The organism is Pseudarthrobacter sp. CCNWLW217 (assembly GCF_037203985.1).
Classification (GTDB): Bacteria; Actinomycetota; Actinomycetes; order Actinomycetales; family Micrococcaceae; genus Arthrobacter.
Genome location: NZ_JBBCBT010000005.1, coordinates 1 through 14,911, shown reverse-complemented (window position 1 = coordinate 14,911; position 14,911 = coordinate 1). Strand labels below are relative to the sequence as shown.

At 64.7% G+C, this 14,911-nt stretch carries 14 protein-coding genes; 6 read left to right on the top strand and 8 right to left on the bottom strand.

Features of this window, described 5'->3' with window-relative positions; all coding sequences use genetic code 11:
• Nucleotides 1-109: 109 nt before the first annotated feature.
• The 4 genes from V9L18_RS07440 to V9L18_RS07425 all read right to left on the bottom strand — a co-directional run bounded on the left by V9L18_RS07440 (nucleotide 110) and on the right by V9L18_RS07425 (nucleotide 4,424).
• Nucleotides 110-757, bottom strand: a complete 648-nt coding sequence (locus V9L18_RS07440; protein ID WP_337346555.1) for a Maf family protein — start codon at nucleotides 755-757, stop codon at nucleotides 110-112.
• A gap of 9 nt (nucleotides 758-766) precedes the next feature.
• Nucleotides 767-3,292, bottom strand: coding sequence for an MMPL family transporter (locus V9L18_RS07435; RefSeq protein WP_337346554.1), 2,526 nt, complete (start codon nucleotides 3,290-3,292; stop codon nucleotides 767-769).
• Between the two features lies 1 nt (nucleotide 3,293).
• Nucleotides 3,294-3,983, bottom strand: coding sequence for a TetR/AcrR family transcriptional regulator (locus tag V9L18_RS07430; protein ID WP_337346553.1), 690 nt, complete (start codon nucleotides 3,981-3,983; stop codon nucleotides 3,294-3,296).
• 66 nt (nucleotides 3,984-4,049) lie between these two features.
• Nucleotides 4,050-4,424, bottom strand: a complete 375-nt coding sequence (locus tag V9L18_RS07425) for a YbjQ family protein (RefSeq protein WP_337346552.1) — start codon at nucleotides 4,422-4,424, stop codon at nucleotides 4,050-4,052.
• A 164-nt stretch (nucleotides 4,425-4,588) separates the two neighbouring features.
• On the opposite strand from V9L18_RS07425, the gene V9L18_RS07420 reads away from it, so the two are divergent.
• Nucleotides 4,589-5,146, top strand: coding sequence for a hypothetical protein (locus V9L18_RS07420; protein ID WP_337346551.1), 558 nt, complete (start codon nucleotides 4,589-4,591; stop codon nucleotides 5,144-5,146).
• 83 nt (nucleotides 5,147-5,229) lie between these two features.
• On the opposite strand, the gene V9L18_RS07415 is transcribed toward V9L18_RS07420, so the two are convergent.
• The 4 genes from V9L18_RS07415 to V9L18_RS07400 form a co-directional block, all read right to left on the bottom strand.
• Nucleotides 5,230-6,678, bottom strand: coding sequence for a dicarboxylate/amino acid:cation symporter (locus V9L18_RS07415; protein ID WP_337346550.1), 1,449 nt, complete (start codon nucleotides 6,676-6,678; stop codon nucleotides 5,230-5,232).
• Nucleotides 6,679-6,888: 210 nt separating this feature from the next.
• The gene (locus tag V9L18_RS07410) at nucleotides 6,889-8,574 is read right to left on the bottom strand and encodes a DUF885 domain-containing protein (RefSeq protein ID WP_337346549.1); all 1,686 of its coding nucleotides are present in this window, start codon (nucleotides 8,572-8,574) and stop codon (nucleotides 6,889-6,891) included.
• A 38-nt stretch (nucleotides 8,575-8,612) separates the two neighbouring features.
• On the bottom strand, nucleotides 8,613-8,840 hold the full coding sequence (locus tag V9L18_RS07405; RefSeq protein WP_337346548.1) for an acyl-CoA carboxylase subunit epsilon: 228 nt from the start codon (nucleotides 8,838-8,840) through the stop codon (nucleotides 8,613-8,615).
• Nucleotides 8,837-10,420 (bottom strand): acyl-CoA carboxylase subunit beta, encoded by a 1,584-nt coding sequence (locus tag V9L18_RS07400; RefSeq protein WP_337346547.1) that lies wholly within the window; start codon nucleotides 10,418-10,420, stop codon nucleotides 8,837-8,839. The genes V9L18_RS07405 and V9L18_RS07400 overlap by 4 nt, the downstream gene beginning before the upstream one ends.
• A 207-nt stretch (nucleotides 10,421-10,627) precedes the next feature.
• On the opposite strand from V9L18_RS07400, the gene V9L18_RS07395 reads away from it, so the two are divergent.
• The 5 genes from V9L18_RS07395 to V9L18_RS07375 all read left to right on the top strand — a co-directional run.
• The gene (locus tag V9L18_RS07395; RefSeq protein ID WP_337346546.1) at nucleotides 10,628-11,515 is read left to right on the top strand and encodes an SDR family oxidoreductase; all 888 of its coding nucleotides are present in this window, start codon (nucleotides 10,628-10,630) and stop codon (nucleotides 11,513-11,515) included.
• Nucleotides 11,516-11,565: 50 nt separating this feature from the next.
• The gene (locus tag V9L18_RS07390; protein ID WP_337346545.1) at nucleotides 11,566-12,486 is read left to right on the top strand and encodes a biotin--[acetyl-CoA-carboxylase] ligase; all 921 of its coding nucleotides are present in this window, start codon (nucleotides 11,566-11,568) and stop codon (nucleotides 12,484-12,486) included.
• The gene (locus V9L18_RS07385) at nucleotides 12,479-13,075 is read left to right on the top strand and encodes a PH domain-containing protein (RefSeq protein WP_337346544.1); all 597 of its coding nucleotides are present in this window, start codon (nucleotides 12,479-12,481) and stop codon (nucleotides 13,073-13,075) included. The genes V9L18_RS07390 and V9L18_RS07385 overlap by 8 nt, the downstream gene beginning before the upstream one ends.
• A complete protein-coding gene (locus tag V9L18_RS07380; protein ID WP_337346543.1) occupies nucleotides 13,065-14,189 on the top strand; it encodes an adenylate/guanylate cyclase domain-containing protein in 1,125 nt (374 codons plus the stop codon). The genes V9L18_RS07385 and V9L18_RS07380 overlap by 11 nt, the downstream gene beginning before the upstream one ends.
• Nucleotides 14,190-14,364: 175 nt before the next feature.
• Nucleotides 14,365-14,911, top strand: a 547-nt coding sequence (locus V9L18_RS07375; RefSeq protein WP_337346743.1) for a hypothetical protein, incomplete at its 3' end; no start/stop codon positions are given.

Sequence of the window (14,911 nt, the reverse complement as noted above, 5' to 3'; positions counted from 1 at the left end):
GGGAGCCTAGCGCGATTTTGTGGGGTCCGCCGATATTACTTGCGGAATCCGCGTGTAAACGGGAAGAGCTTTGTAGGGAAGCTACAACTCTCCGGCAAATTGGGTCCCTTTATTCCGTTGGCCAAAGCTCGGTGATGCGCACGTTGGCCTGTGCCAGGAGGTTCCGGAGGGTGGAAACCGACAGCCCGACGACGGCGTGCGGGTCTCCGTCCACCTTCCGGATGAACGCCCCGCCCAGGCCATCGATGGTGAACGAGCCGGCGCAGTGCAGCGGCTCCCCGGTGGCGATGTAGGCGTCAATCTCCTCCGGTTCCATCTCCATGAAGTGGACTTCGGCTGACGCGACCGCTCCGAGGGTGGCCCCGGATCCGGGGTCTGTTGTGCCGTCGTCGGGGGCGGTGTCCCGGCAGTCCACCAGCCAGTGCCCTGTGTGCAGCACTCCACTGTTTCCGCTCATCCGGAGCATCCGCTCGCGGGCGACGCCGGCGGTGTACGGCTTGCCGTGCGCCTCGCCGTCGAACTCGAAGACGGAGTCGCAGCCCAGTACCAGCGTGCCGTCCGCTTCAGGCAGCGCGGCCACGGCCTCTGCCTTGGCCCGCGCCAGCAGCAGGGCGGTATCGTGCGGATCCGTGACGCCGTAGCGGGCCTGGACTGCGTCCTCGTCCACGTCGGACACCAGCACCGTGTGCTGGATGCCTGCCTCGGCGAGGAGTTTGGTGCGGGCGGGGGACTGGGAAGCAAGAATGAGGCGGGTCACCATTTCAGCCTAATGGACAGGCTGGCCGGCCCTGGCCGGGCCGCTTTCCAAGCGTTCCAGCTTGGCGCCCTCCACGTCCACGTCCGGCAGGATCCGCTCGAGCCATCCCGGCAGCCACCAGGTTTTTTCGCCCAGCAGGTACATCACCGCCGGGACGATGGTCATGCGCACCACAAAGGCATCCAGCAGCACGCCGAAGGCCATCGCGAAGCCCAGCGGCCGGACCATGGTCAGGTGGCTGAAGATGAAGCCGGCGAAGACGCTGACCATGATGATTGCTGCGGCGGTGACCACGGCTGCGGCGTGGCTGAACCCGATCCGGACGGCGTGCTTGGCAGAGGCACCGTGCATATAGGCCTCGCGCATGCCGGAGGCGATGAACATCTGGTAGTCCATGGCCAGGCCGAACAGTACGCCGATGAGGATGATGGGCAGGAAACTGAGCACGGCACCGGGGTTGGCGACGTCGAACACGCTTCCCAGCCACCCCCATTGGTACACCGCGACCACCAGGCCGAAGGCGGCGGCCAGGGAGAGCAGGAACCCGCCGGTGGCGAGGAGGGGAACCACAATGGAGCGGAATACCAGCAGCAGGAGGATCAGGGAAAGCCCGACGACGATGGCCAGGTATGGCGGCAGCGCTTCACCGAGTTTGGTGGAGACGTCGATGTTGCCCGCGGTTTGCCCCGTGAGGCCGATAGTGACCCCCGTTTCAGACTTGATCTCCTCACCCCGTTCCCGCAGTTCGCTCACTACCTGAACGGTGCCCGCTTTGGCAGGACCCTCTTCCGGAATGACCTGGAAGACGGCGGTCCGGCGGTCCTCGCTGAGCGCCACCGGAACGGCTGCCACAACGTTGTCCACTCCGCGGATCAGGTCAGCGACGTCGTATTGCAGGGACTGGGCTTGGGTTTCGTCCAGGCCCGCCGGGAATTCGCCCACCACCACAATGGGTCCAGTGACACCTTCACCAAAACTGCGTGCCGTCAGGTCATAGGCGCGGTAGGCCTCGGAGTCGACCGGCTCGGACCCGCCGTCCGGCAGGGCGAGTTGCAGTTGGGTGGCGGGCAGCGCCAGGGCACCGAGCAGGAGCACGCCAGCCACCAGTGCCACCACGGGATGCCTGGTGACGAGTCCGCCCCAGCCACGGGTGCTCTTTTGCTCGTCCCTGGCTTTGTCTGCCAGTTCATGGCCTGCCTCCGCGTTGTGGGCGTCGGCTTTTGCCCATGCCCGCTTGGAGATGATGCGCCGGCCAATCAGCGAAAGCATTGCCGGGGTCAGGGTGAGGGCCACGAGGACGGCTACCGCAACAGTGCCGGCCGCTGCCAGGCCCATCACGCTCAGGAAGGGGAGCCCGGGAACCACCAAGGCGGCCAGGGCGATGATCACGGTGAGGCCGGCGAAGAGGACGGCATTGCCTGAGGTTCCGGTGGCACGGGCCACGGACTCTTCGGGCTCCATCCCGGACCGGAGCTGGGTTCGGTGGCGGTTGACGATGAACAGGGAGTAATCGATGCCGACGGCCAGCCCCAGCATCAGCGCGAGCATGGGGGAGATGGAGCTCATCTCGAACATTCCGGACAGGGCAAACGTGATGCCGACGCCGACGCCCACGCCGATGATGGCCATCAGCAGTGGAAGGCCGGCGGCGATGAGGGTGCCCAGCATCAGGACCAGGACGAGCGCGGCCACGGCGACGCCAATAATTTCGGCGGCGCCGAAGAGTTCCGAGATGTCCTCGGTGATTTCCTTGCTGGCCAACGCGGTGACGCTGGCGGCAGAGGTCTCGTGGGCGATGTCCTGGACCTGCTGGCGCACGGCCGGGGTCAGGCCGTTGATGGAGGAATTGAACTGGACCTGGGCCACCGCGGCCTGGCCGTCAGAAGACACAAAGCGGAGGCCAGCGGAGGCCTCCGCCTGGCGCTTGCCAAGGTCCAGCTTGGCCTTGGCGGCAGCAAGCTCCTGCGTGCCGGCGTCGAGCTGGGCCTGGCCTTGTGCCATTGCAGCTTTCTGCTGTCCCAGTTGAGCCTCGATCACGGGGGCCGGTGCCCCCGCTGCCGTGAGTTGCTCCTCCGCTGCGGCAAGCTGCGCCTTGCCCGCTTCCAGCTGGCTGCGGGAGGCGTCCAGGCGGGCCTGGCCCTCGGCGACCTGTTGCTCACCCGCGGTGATGGCCCCTGCTGCCTGGTCCACCTGGTCCTGGGTAGCGAACGGGTCCACTGTGGCTTTGACATCAGGCAGTGTTTCAAGCTTCTTCAGCGCATCCGTCACAGCGGCGCGGCTCTCGGCCGTGAAGCCGCCCGCGGGTGCTTCGAAAACAATGCTGGCTGAGCCGCCTGATGCCGACGGCAGGTCCTGTCGGAGCTTATCGGCGATCCGCTGGGTTTCGGTACCTGGGATCTGGAAGTTGTTGGATAGGGTGCCGTGGAACGCAGCGGCGGACCCGCCGACTGCCACCAGGACCGCGAGCCAGAGCGAGATGACCAGCCAGCGGTGACGGTAGGAGAACTTGCCGAGCCGGTAGAGCAACAAGGCCATGTCAGAGCCGATCTTTGAGGAGGGTGGGGGAGGAAGAGCGTGCCTGGTTGTCGAAGCCTGCGCCAAGGTGGCCGATGGCATCGATGAGCAGTTGGCGGAGAACGGAAAGGGAGGCTGGTGACAGATCAGCGCCGCACTGGGCGAACCAGACGTCCATCGCAGCCTTGCCGCAGGAGATGACGGAGCCGGCGAGGGCCCGGAGGTAGAGTTCGTCGATGGCCGCCCCCGGCGTCTTGGCGACCCGTTCCTTGGCAGCGGTGATGATCTGCTCTGTGCAGTGATCCCAGGCCTCAAGCTCGGAGCGGACCAGCAAGGAGTTCTGCTGAGTCAGGGTGAAAAGCTCTGCCATGGGGGCGACAGTCATGGGGTCGGCCAGCTGCATGAGCGCCACACGGGCAGACTCGAGAATGGGCTCCCCGGCGGGGCGCAGCCGGAACTGCTGGAGGGCGTGGTCCAGGAAACCGTTGGTCACCGAAGCCAGGGCCGCCTCGGTGCTGCTGAAGTAGTTGAAGAAGGTGCGCCGCGATATTCCAGCGGCCTCGGCGATGTCCTCAACCGTGAAGTTGCCCGGCCCGCGGCTCCGAAGCAGTTTCAATGCGGCATCGGTGATGGCCTGGCGGGTGGCGGCCTTGTTCTGTTCGCGGCGGGAGGGCGCGGGCGCTGGCCCATCAGTCAGGGAAGAATGGCTCACGTGATTACACTATGTGCAAGTTTGCACTCTGCGCAAGTTGTTGGTTTGGCGAAGACCCGCTGAGCGCTAGCCGGTCTTCGTGAGCTGGATGGACTGGCCGGTAGCCCCCTGCTGGCCCTCCGCGAGCGGGATCGCAAAGACGGCGGTTCCATACGCGCAGACTTCAGTCCAGTTTGTGCCCATCTCGGAGGTGTCAAAGCGCATGGCCACAATGGCGTTGGCGCCGCGCTGCTGGGCCTCCGACACCATTCGCGCCATGACCTCCTGACGGCTTTCGTACAATGCCCGCGTCATTTCGGGCAGTTCGCCGCCGCCGAGGGAACGGAGGCCGGCCAGCATTTGCGAGCCGATGTCCCGGGAGCGGACGGTCAGCCCCATCACCTCGCCGAACACGGCATCGATCCTGTGGCCCGGAATGTCATTGGTTGTCACGATCAGCATGCTGCCGAGCCTACTCAATTCCGGCCGGGCGTCGGGGGACCTTTCACAGCAGATTGAAAGGTTCCCGACAGCTGCATCCGAACCTTGCGCCGGACACTGGGATTATCTCGCAGGAGACACATCACAAGGAGCCGTCACCGGACGGCAGATCCAGGAGACAGTCAATGTCACGCAGAAAGAGAATTGCCCTTGGCCTTTCGGCCGCGGCCCTTGCCGTCGGAGCCGGAATCGGTGTTGCCGGCATGGCGTCGGCAACTACAACGCCCACACCTACGCCCAGCGCCAGTTCCAGCGCCTCACCGGACAGCACGTCGCCCATGGAAGGTAAAGGGCGGCACGGCGGCCGCGGAGGCGAGCGCGGGGTAGCGCAGGCCTCGGCGCTCGCGGAAAAACTCGGCGTCGAGGAAGCCAAAGTCACCGAAGCGCTGCAGGCTTTCCGCGAAGCCAACAAACCCACCTCGCCCCCGGCTGACGGCGAAAAGCCGGACGCAGCGGCCCGCGATGCGGAGCTCGCAAAGTCCCTGGCGGAATCTTTGGGGATTGAGGAGGCCAAGGTCACCGCCGCCCTTGAGGAGCTGCGCACCGAGGCCCGGGCCGAGAAGGCCGCTGCGCTCAAGACCAGGCTGGACAAAGCCGTTTCGGACGGCATCCTGACTCAGGAAGAGGCCGATGCTGTCACCAAAGCCGTGGAGAAAGGTGTGATCGGAGGAGGCGGCCGCTAGGAACCGGAGTCCCCGGGCCTTAACGGGAGAAGTCCCCGGGAGAATCCCGGGGACTTCCTCTTCAGGCTATGACTGGTGCATCGTTACGCCTTGGCGTCGGCCAGTTCCCGCCCTGTTGCACCGGAAGAAGCTCCCGTGTCCGACGCGGACGGATCTGCGGCGGGCTCGGCATCGTCATCAACAAACGGGGTGCCGTTGCGCGGCGCGTTGTAGAGGGCTTCATCCAGGATGCCCTGGCGCTTGGCCACAATGGTGGGGACCAGTGCCTGGCCCGCAACGTTAACCGCCGTGCGGCCCATGTCCAGGATCGGGTCGATGGCCAGGAGAAGTCCGACGCCGGCCAAAGGCAGTCCCAGCGTGGACAGCGTCAGGGTGAGCATCACTACGGCGCCGGTGGTGCCCGCTGTTGCAGCTGAACCAAGTACGGAGACGAGGGCGATCAGCAGGTATTGGCTGAAGTCCAGCTGGACGCCGAAGAACTGGGCCACGAAGATCGCGGAGATGGCCGGATAGATAGCGGCGCAACCGTCCATTTTGGTGGTGGCGCCGAGGGGTACGGCGAAGGAAGCGTACGCCCGGGGCACGCCCAGGCTGCGTTCGGTGACGCGCTGGGTCAGTGGCAGCGTGCCCACCGAGGAACGGGACACGAAAGCCAACTGGACGGCAGGCCACACTCCGGAGAAGTACTGCTTGATGGAGAGGCCGTGCGCGCGGACCAGCACCGGGTAGACCACGAACAGTACGAGGGCCAGGCCAACGTAGATGGCGAACGTGAACTTGCCCAGTGAGCCGATGGTGTCCCAGCCGTACACGGCCACGGCGTTGCCGATCAGGCCTACGGTGCCCAGCGGCGCGATGCGGATGATCCACCACAGCACCTTCTGAATGACTGCCAGGGCTGAGGCATTGAGGTTGAGGAACGGCTCGGCGGCTTTGCCTACCTTCAGGGCAGCAACGCCGACGGCGATGGCGATCACCAGGATCTGCAGGACGTTGAAGCTGACGGCCGTGGTGACCGCACCTGATTCCGCAACGGTGGAGCTCGCACCCAGGCCCAGGAAGTTCTTCGGGAACAGACCCACCAGGAAGGACCACCAGTCACCGGACTTGCCGCTGTACTTGGCTTCCTCGGTGATGCCGGTGTTGGCACCCGGCTGAAGCAGGACGCCCAGGCCGATGCCGATCAGCACCGCGACCAGTGATGTGATGGCAAACCACAGCAGGGTGTTCCATGCCAGCTTGGCGGCGTTAGAGACCTGGCGGAGGTTGGAGATGGAGCTGACCACGGCCGTGAAGATCAGCGGCACCACGGCCGTCTGCAGCAGGGAAACATAGCTGGAGCCGATGGTCTGCAGCGTGGCGCCCAGGCCGTTGGGGCTGGTTTTGGTGCTGCCGGTGTACTTGGCCAGCAGGCCGAGGCCGAGGCCCACGATAAGGGCGGCGATGATCTGGAAGCCGAACGAGCCAGCCCATTTGGGCAGCTGGAAGCCGGTCTTTCCTGTGGATTCGGGGGTGCGGGTTTGAGTGCTCACCCGAATACGCTAGGCCGGTCCCACATAGCACGACGAACGGATGTTGAGAAATATTACGAGGCCACTTCACCCTCCAGCGGATAAAATCCCCTGAAATCCGGCGTCACATCAGGTAATTATGAAGTTATTCCCGTCCAGAGTGTGGCAAAAGTCTCGCGATCGGAGCGAGCTTAAGCCGCTGGGAGGTGAGGTTCAATTTCAGGCCCGGGCTTAGGAAAGCAGCGCCCTCCGGAGGGTATCGAGTCCCACAGAGCCAACGTTCAGCGCCCGCGTATGGAATTCCTTCAGGTCAAAGCCTGGCCGTGCTTCGAGTTCCGCGCGGATCTGTTCCCACAGCCGCTGCCCCACCTTGTAGGAGGGAGCCTGGCCCGGCCAGCCGAGGTAGCGGGTAAATTCAAACTTCAGTTGCCCCTCGCTGATGGGCAGGTTTTTCTTCAGGAAGTCGTAGCCCGCCTCCGGGGTCCAGGTGCCGGTACCCCACCGCTCCGGAACGGCGAGCTCCAGGTGGACGCCGATGTCGAAGACCACCCGGGCGGCGCGCATCCGCTGCATGTCCAGCATGCCCATGTGATCACCGGGATCGGACAGGTAGCCGAGTTCCTGCATGAGCCTCTCTGCATACAGCGCCCAGCCTTCACCGTGGCCGGACGTCCAGCACACGTTGCGGCGCCAGTTGTTCAGGAGCTCGCGGCGGTAGGTTGCGGTGGCCACCTGCAGGTGGTGGCCCGGGACTCCTTCGTGGAAGACAGTGGTGGTCTCGGCCCAGGTGGTGAAAGTGTCTTCACCTGCCGGTACGGACCACCACATCCGGCCGGGGCGGCTGAAGTCATCGGACGGGCCGGTGTAGTAAATGCCACCTTCGTCGGTCGGGGCGATGAGGCACTCAAGCTTCTTCATCACGTCCGGGATCTCGAAGTGCACACCGGCCAGGTCCTTGATGGCCTTGTCGGAGAGTTCCTGCATCCAGGCCTTCAGGGCATCGGTGCCTTTGATTTGGCGCGCGGGATCGTTGTTGAGGATTTCCTTGGCTTCGGCGATGCTGGCCCCGGCCTTGATGGTTTCGGCCACTTGTTCCTGCTCGGCAATCAGGCGGTCCAGTTCCTGGACGCCCCAGGCGTACGTTTCTTCAAGGTCAACGGTGGCGCCCAGGAAGGAACGCGAGGCCAGCGCGTAGCGTTCCCTTCCCACGGCATCCTTCTGCGGGGCTGAGGGAAGCAACTCCGTGCGGAGGAATTCGGCGAGGCGGCTATAGGCGCTGCGGGCGGCGGCAGCACCGGCGTCGAGCCTTTCCTGGACTGCCGCCTTCAGCGGCCCGTCGGCAATCTTGGCCTCCGCCGCCAACTTGGCAAAGAAGCCGTCCTCGGCGGCGTACTTCGTGGTTTGCTCGATGACGATGCTGACCTGGCGTTGCGCCGAAACCCTCCCTGCATCACGGGCCTGGCGGAGGGAAGCGATGTAGCCGTCGATGGCATCGGGAACGTTCAGGGCACGGCCCGCAATGTGCTCCCAGTCCTGCGCAGTGGCCGTGGGCATGAGGTCGAAGATGGCGCGGATGTCCTGCGCCGGGGAGGCAATGTTGTTCAGTTCGGCTTCGTCCCAGCCGGACTCACGGATTTCCAGCTGCAGTCCCAGCCGCTCGCGCATCGCATCCAGCGTTACGGCGTCCACGTCGTCCTGGGCTTCCAGCCCTTCCAGAGCGTCGAGCGTCTTCCTCGCTTCGGCGGCAAACTCCGCAATACCGGCGGGGGAGTAGTCCTGGTATTCCGTCTCGTGTCCCGGCAGGCCCAGGGTAGTGGCGAAGGACGGATTCAATCTGATGAGCGTGTCGGTGTACTCATCCGCTACGGCGTCGATGGCGGTGCGTGGACGGGCGGAGGGCGCGGTTTCAGTAGTCACTCCACGAGACTAACGGTGCCCCTGGCGGTTAGGGAATGTTAGCCGCGGCTCCGCTTCCAGGCGCCCGGGCCGGGTGTGGGTGCCAGCCGCAGCTGCTGCCGGCGCACCCAATGCCGGACAGTGGGTTTACGGACCTCAGCGATCTCCTGGCTTTGGAGGGAAAGCACGACGGCGGTCAGCGCGGCGAGCTCCTCGGCCGACGGTTGGCCCTTCACCACGGAAATCAGGGCGTCCGGCGTCTCCGCAACCGGGCTGTCCGCGGTCACAGCGGGATGTTCCCGTGCTTTTTGGTGGGCAGGCTGGCACGTTTATCGCGGAGCGCCCGCAGGCCCCTGATGATCTGCGGCCGGGTTTCGGACGGCGCGATGACCGCGTCCACGTACCCAAGCTCCGCGGCCTGGTAAGGGTTCAGGAGCTCCTCCTCATACTGGCGGATGACCTCGGCGCGCCGGGCCTCAACGTCACCGCCGGCCTCGGCAACGGAAGCGAGATCGCGGCGGTAAAGGATGTTGACGGCACCCTGGGCTCCCATGACGCCGATCTGGGCGGTCGGCCAGGCCAGGTTGAGGTCTGCCCCAAGCTTCTTGGAACCCATCACGATGTACGCGCCGCCGTACGCTTTGCGCGTAATGACGGTCAGCTTGGGGACGGTGGCCTCGGCGTAGGCGTACAGGAGCTTGGCGCCGCGGCGGATGATGCCTTGGAATTCCTGGTCCTTCCCGGGAAGGAAACCCGGAACGTCAACCAGCGTGATGATGGGGATGTTGAAGGCGTCACAGTGGCGGACAAAGCGGGCAGCCTTCTCAGATGCCGCGATGTCCAGCGTGCCGGCGAACTGCAGGGGCTGGTTGGCCACGATCCCCACAGTGTGCCCTTCGACGCGGCCGTAACCGATCATCACATTGGGGGCGTAGAGCGCCTGCATCTCGAGGAAATGTGCGTCGTCAACGATCTGCTCGATGACGGTTCGCATGTCGTAGGGCTGGTTCGCGGAATCGGGGATGAGCGCATCCAGGGCGAGGTCGTCGTCGTCGACATCCAGCTCCTGCTGGTGCTCCAGGACCGGGGCCTCCGACAGGTTGTTTGACGGCAGGAAGTCCAGGAGCTCGCGGACGAATTCGATGGCATCTGCTTCGTCGGAGGCCAGGTACGTGGAGGTTCCCGTGGTGGCGTTGTGCTGCCGGGCACCGCCCAGGGTTTCCATATCCACGTCCTCGCCGGTGACGGTCTTGATGACGTCGGGGCCGGTGATGAACATGTGGGAGGTCTTGTCCACCATGACCACGTAGTCGGTCAGTGCCGGGGAGTAGGCCGCTCCGCCGGCGGAGGGGCCCATGATGAGGGAGATCTGCGGGACCACGCCGGAGGCATGGACGTTGTTGCGGAAGATGTCCGCGAACATGGCAAGCGACGCGACACCTTCCTGGATGCGGGCGCCACCGCCGTCGAGGATTCCCACTACGGGGCAGCCGTTGCGCAGCGCGAACTCCTGGACCTTGACAATCTTCTCGCCGTTGACCTGGCTAAGGGATCCGCCGTAGACGGAGAAGTCCTGGCTATAGACGGCCACGGGGCGGCCATCGACGGTGCCGTACCCGGATACCAGGCCGTCACCGAGCGGCTTCTTCTTTTCCATGCCAAAAGCGGTGGAGCGGTGCACGGCGAGCGCATCGAATTCGATGAACGATCCCTCATCGACGAGCAGTTCAATCCGTTCGCGCGCGGTGTTCTTGCCGCGGGCGTGCTGCTTCTCTATGGCTTCGGGGCCGGAGGGCTGTTCTGCACGGGCCTGGCGGTCGCGGAAATCGGCGATCTTTCCCGCTGTCGTTGTCAGATCGTGGCTCATGAAGTGTCTCCGGCTCTGTAGCTGATGGTGGCTGGCCCCGGGATGCTGCGGCGCATTAAGTAGCTTCCGCACAAAAACAGGACCCTGCTGGCTAGTCTAGTGACGCTATTCGTCGGGACCGCTGTAGAAAACCTACAATTTTCTGCGCTCGAGTGACGCCGACACGCTTGTTACTCGCCAGTAACATACTTGGGTTACAGTGGAGCCATGACTTCGAGCAATGATGCTTCGGGTGCCGCTGCAGTGCCGTACCAGGCCGCCGGTTCCCTACAGGGCCGGACCCTGCTGATCTCGGGAGGCAGCCGCGGGATCGGGCTGGCCATAGCTACCCGGGCCGCGCAGGACGGCGCCAATATTGTACTGATGGCCAAGACCGGCAAGCCGCACTCGAAGCTGGCAGGGACCGTTTATACCGCCGCGGAACAGATCGAGGCAGCGGGCGGCCAGGCATTGCCTCTGGTGGGTGATGTGCGCAACGACGACGACGTTGCCGGCGCCGTTGCAGCAGCAGTGGAAATGTTCGGGGGCATCGACGCCGTCATCAACAACGCCTCAGCCATTGACCTGTCCCGGACTGACGAAGTGGACATGAAGCGCTACGACCTCATGCAGGACATTAACGTCAGGGGCACCTTCCTGCTGTCCAAGCTGGCGCTTCCGGCCCTGCGGAAGTCGGAGGCCGGTCAGATCCTGACGCTATCCCCGCCGCTGAACCTGGACCCCAAGTGGGCCGGGAAACACCTGGCCTACACCATGGCCAAATATGGCATGAGCCTGACCACTCTGGGGCTGGCGGAGGAACTCAAGGCGGACGGGATCAACGTCAACTCCCTTTGGCCGTGCACCCTGATTGATACCGCTGCTATCCGCAACATGCCCGGCGGGTCCAGCATGGTCCAGGCCGCCAGGGGCCCCCAGATCATGGCCGACGCCGCGCACGCCGTCCTAACCGGCGGCGTCCTAGCTGCCGGGGGGCCATCCACCGGCAACTTCTACACTGACGAGCAGGTGCTCGCCGCAGCCGGGGTGACGGACTTCCGGCCCTACAGCCTGGGCGCAGACGAAGACCGGTTGGTTCCTGACATCTTCCTCTGAACCTGATGGTCGCGGGAGCCCGCGGGTGGGCAAGTCGATAGGATTCAAGCATGGATGACGCACACGCCCCGGGCATACCGTTGAACCGCGGAGCCTTGGCAGACCAGGATTTTCTGTCCGCCACAGGCATCGCGAAGCTCGTGGTGGTGGACTCCACCGGTTCCACCAACGCCGACCTCCTGCGGTCAGTCACTGAGGAGCCGAAGTCCTGGCCGGATCTTTCTGTCCTGACTGCTGAGTACCAGACAGCAGCCCGTGGCCGCCTTGACCGCCGGTGGGAGGCCCCTCCCTTAAGTTCCGTATCTGTCTCGATCGTGCTCAGGCCCGTCAATGCCGAGGGGCGGCCGCTGCCGGCGCAGTGCTACTCTTGGTTGTCCCTGCTGGCCGCCTTGGCGCTGCGGGAAACCCTGTTGGAGACTGCCGGCATCCCTGCGGAGCTCAAGTGGCCCAACGACGTCCTGGTACGCGGCCGGAAAATCGCCGGAATCCTCGCCCAGCTTGGCCCCATGGTGGAGGGCTCCGCGCCGCCGGTCATCCTGGGCACCGGCCTGAACGTCAGCCTCAGTTCCGCCGAACTTCCCGTCCCTACGGCCACCTCCGTAGCACTGGAGCAGCCCGTGACGGTGGACCGGACGCTGCTGCTCAAGAGCTATCTCTCCCATTTCGCCGTGCTCTACCGCAGTTTCTGCAACGCCGACGGCGATCCGGCCGCCGGGATGGCCGGCGGCCCGTCACTGCACAAGCGGGTGGAAGCCGTCCTGGTGACACTGGGCAAGCAGGTCAAAGCCCAGTTGCCCGGTGACCACGAGATCATCGGGCACGCAACGCGTTTGGACGATTACGGCTCCCTGCTGGTTGTCGACGGTGCCGCTCACGAACATGTGGTGACAGCCGGCGACGTCGTGCACCTCCGCCCCTGGACCCCGCCGGGCCAAGCGCCGCGGCAGGGGACCGAAAGCGGTTATGCGTAGAGACCTCGTGCCGGGTGAACAGGTGATAGTCACCACGCGCCCCCAGCCGAGGAAGCTGATTGTGCCAGCCGCAGCCTTCATCGCCGCTCCCGCGGCGGCGGCGTTCGCCAGCGCCTGGATCATCCGGGGGGAAGCGGAACGGCTGGTCCCCGCGCTCTCCCGGGAATGGTCTCCCTGGCTGGTCACAGGATGCATCCTCGGCGCCGCATGGATATGGTTGGCCTACTGCCTCCCACGCCTGCTGAAATGGCAGGGGACCCGTTACACACTCACCAGCCGCAGGATAGTTGCCAGATACGGCATGCTGAAGCGGCGGGACCAGCAGGTGAACCTGGCAGCGGTCCGCAACCTGATGCTTACCCAGACAATGGGGCAGCGCATATTGCGGTCAGGGAATATATCCTTGGAAACCGGATACCAGGGGATAGTCACAGTTGTTGACGTGCCGGAAGTTGCCAGATTCCGGGACTTTATCCTGGATGCCATCGACGAGTTGCCCGGGGACGTGGCATTTGGGGCTGGCGACCCTGCGGAGGAACGCGGGACGCTGCCATGGGAGTTGAGAGAAGGTGGGACAGATGAACGATGACGAGCAGCAGGAGCAGCCGGCTCCTGGTGTCGACGCCCGGCCTGCCATCGTGCACCCCGCCACCGGAACTCTTTCCGCGGAACGATTGGCAGCCAAGGCACTTGAAGCCCGGCTCCTGGGTGGCGACCGCAAACTGCGGCGCCGCGAAGTCGCAGCCGGCGCAGGGCTGTCCCTCCTCTCGGCACGCAAACTGTGGCGGGCGCTCGGCTTTCCGAATTTCGGCGATGAGGACGTGGCGTTCACGGAACGCGACCAGGCAGCCCTGTCCACCGTGGTGGACCTGGTCCGCACCGGGAAGCTGACCGAAGAGGCAGCGATCTCCGTGACCCGCGCCATTGGGCAGATGACCGACCGGATGGTGGTCTGGCAGATCGAAGCCCTGGTCGAGGACATGGTCCATGAACAGGGAGTCACCGATGCGGTGGCACGCAAGAGGCTGGTAAACGAACTTCCGGCGCTGGTGGACGCCCTGGAGGAGATGCTGGTCTATAGCTGGCGGCGCCAGCTCAATGCCGGTGTCCAGCGGCTCGCCGTTCGGGCGGAAGCCGGCCTGCAGGCCAGCGAAGAGGGCCGCGAAGGCGACGAGGATGACGCTCCGCTGCCTCTGGCACGCGCCGTCGGATTCGCTGACCTGGTGTCCTACACCAGCCTGTCACGGCGCATGAATGAGAAGACCCTCGCCAGGCTGGTCCAGAGGTTCGAGAACAAATGCGCTGAAATCATCTCCGTAGGCGGTGGCCGCCTGGTCAAGACCGTCGGCGACGAAGTGCTCTACATTGCCGAGACTCCCGCCGCCGGGGCCGAGATCTCCCTTGCCCTCGCCCAGGCATTCACCGAGGACGAGATCCTGCCCGAGGCCCGCGTGGCGATGGTCTGGGGCCGGATCCTGTCCCGGCTCGGAGACATCTATGGCCCTACCGTGAATCTTGCCGCCCGGCTCACCACTCTGGCGGACCCGGGAACCGTGCTGGTGGATTCCATGACAGCCTCCGCCCTGGACCAGGACGAGCGTTTCGTCTTGCTCCCGCAGCCAGCCGAGAACGTCCGTGGCTTCGGGGAAATCCACCCCGTCCGCCTTGCCAGGGGACTGGGCAAGGGCCTGGTCCTGGACTGAGCCTGCAACCGGAAGCAGCGATTTTATCCATTTGATGGTGAATAGCGCTATAGTCGTGAATGCCCGGCGATAGCTGGCCGGAGACCGGCCCTGCCGGAGGCTTACCTGGGGGAACCGAACCGTGAATTTTCGCCGATCTGCGCGCGCTACGGGAGCGACAGCAGCCGGACCGCGCATCCGCCCGCCCCGCTGGTTTGCAGCCACCGCCTTTAGTGCTGCGGTAGTGGTGTTGGTCACGGGTGCGGTGTTGTATCCGGGGTTTAAGACCACTGAGGTGGAGTTGAACGACGGCGGTGTGTGGGTGGTGTCGAAGTCGAAGAATGCTGTGGGGCGGTTGAATTATCCGTCGCGGGTTCTGGATGGTGCGGTGACTCCGGCGAGTACGACGTTTGATATTTTGCAGCATGCCGGGGATGTGTTTGTGGATGATGAGACGGGTTCGACGCTGAACCAGGTTTCTCCTGCGAATATGCGCCTGGGTGGGGATAAGCAGTTGCCGGGTTCGGCCGATGTGAGCTTCGGTTCCGCTGTCATCTCTGTTACGGACGCGGCGAAGGGCAAGGTCTGGGCTCTCTCGCCATCCACTGTCAACGGCTTCGACGCAGAGTCCACAGAGCCTGTGCTGGCCGCGTCGCAGGGCACTGCGTCCGCTGTGGGCGCTGATGACCGGATTTATTCTGCGGATCCGAAGACTGGCACGGTCACTGTCACGGCCGTGGATG

Bases quoted from the DNA above. Each gene is read 5' to 3' on its own strand.
- V9L18_RS07385 (WP_337346544.1), top strand. From the start codon at position 12,479: ATGCGTAGAGACCTCGTGCCGGGTGAACAGGTGATAGTCACCACGCGC.
- V9L18_RS07395 (WP_337346546.1), top strand. From the start codon at position 10,628: ATGACTTCGAGCAATGATGCTTCGGGTGCCGCTGCAGTGCCGTACCAG.
- V9L18_RS07420 (WP_337346551.1), top strand. From the start codon at position 4,589: ATGTCACGCAGAAAGAGAATTGCCCTTGGCCTTTCGGCCGCGGCCCTT.
- V9L18_RS07435 (WP_337346554.1), bottom strand. From the start codon at position 3,292: ATGGCCTTGTTGCTCTACCGGCTCGGCAAGTTCTCCTACCGTCACCGC.
- V9L18_RS07380 (WP_337346543.1), top strand. From the start codon at position 13,065: ATGAACGATGACGAGCAGCAGGAGCAGCCGGCTCCTGGTGTCGACGCC.
- V9L18_RS07400 (WP_337346547.1), bottom strand. From the start codon at position 10,420: ATGAGCCACGATCTGACAACGACAGCGGGAAAGATCGCCGATTTCCGC.
- V9L18_RS07390 (WP_337346545.1), top strand. From the start codon at position 11,566: ATGGATGACGCACACGCCCCGGGCATACCGTTGAACCGCGGAGCCTTG.
- V9L18_RS07425 (WP_337346552.1), bottom strand. From the start codon at position 4,424: ATGCTGATCGTGACAACCAATGACATTCCGGGCCACAGGATCGATGCC.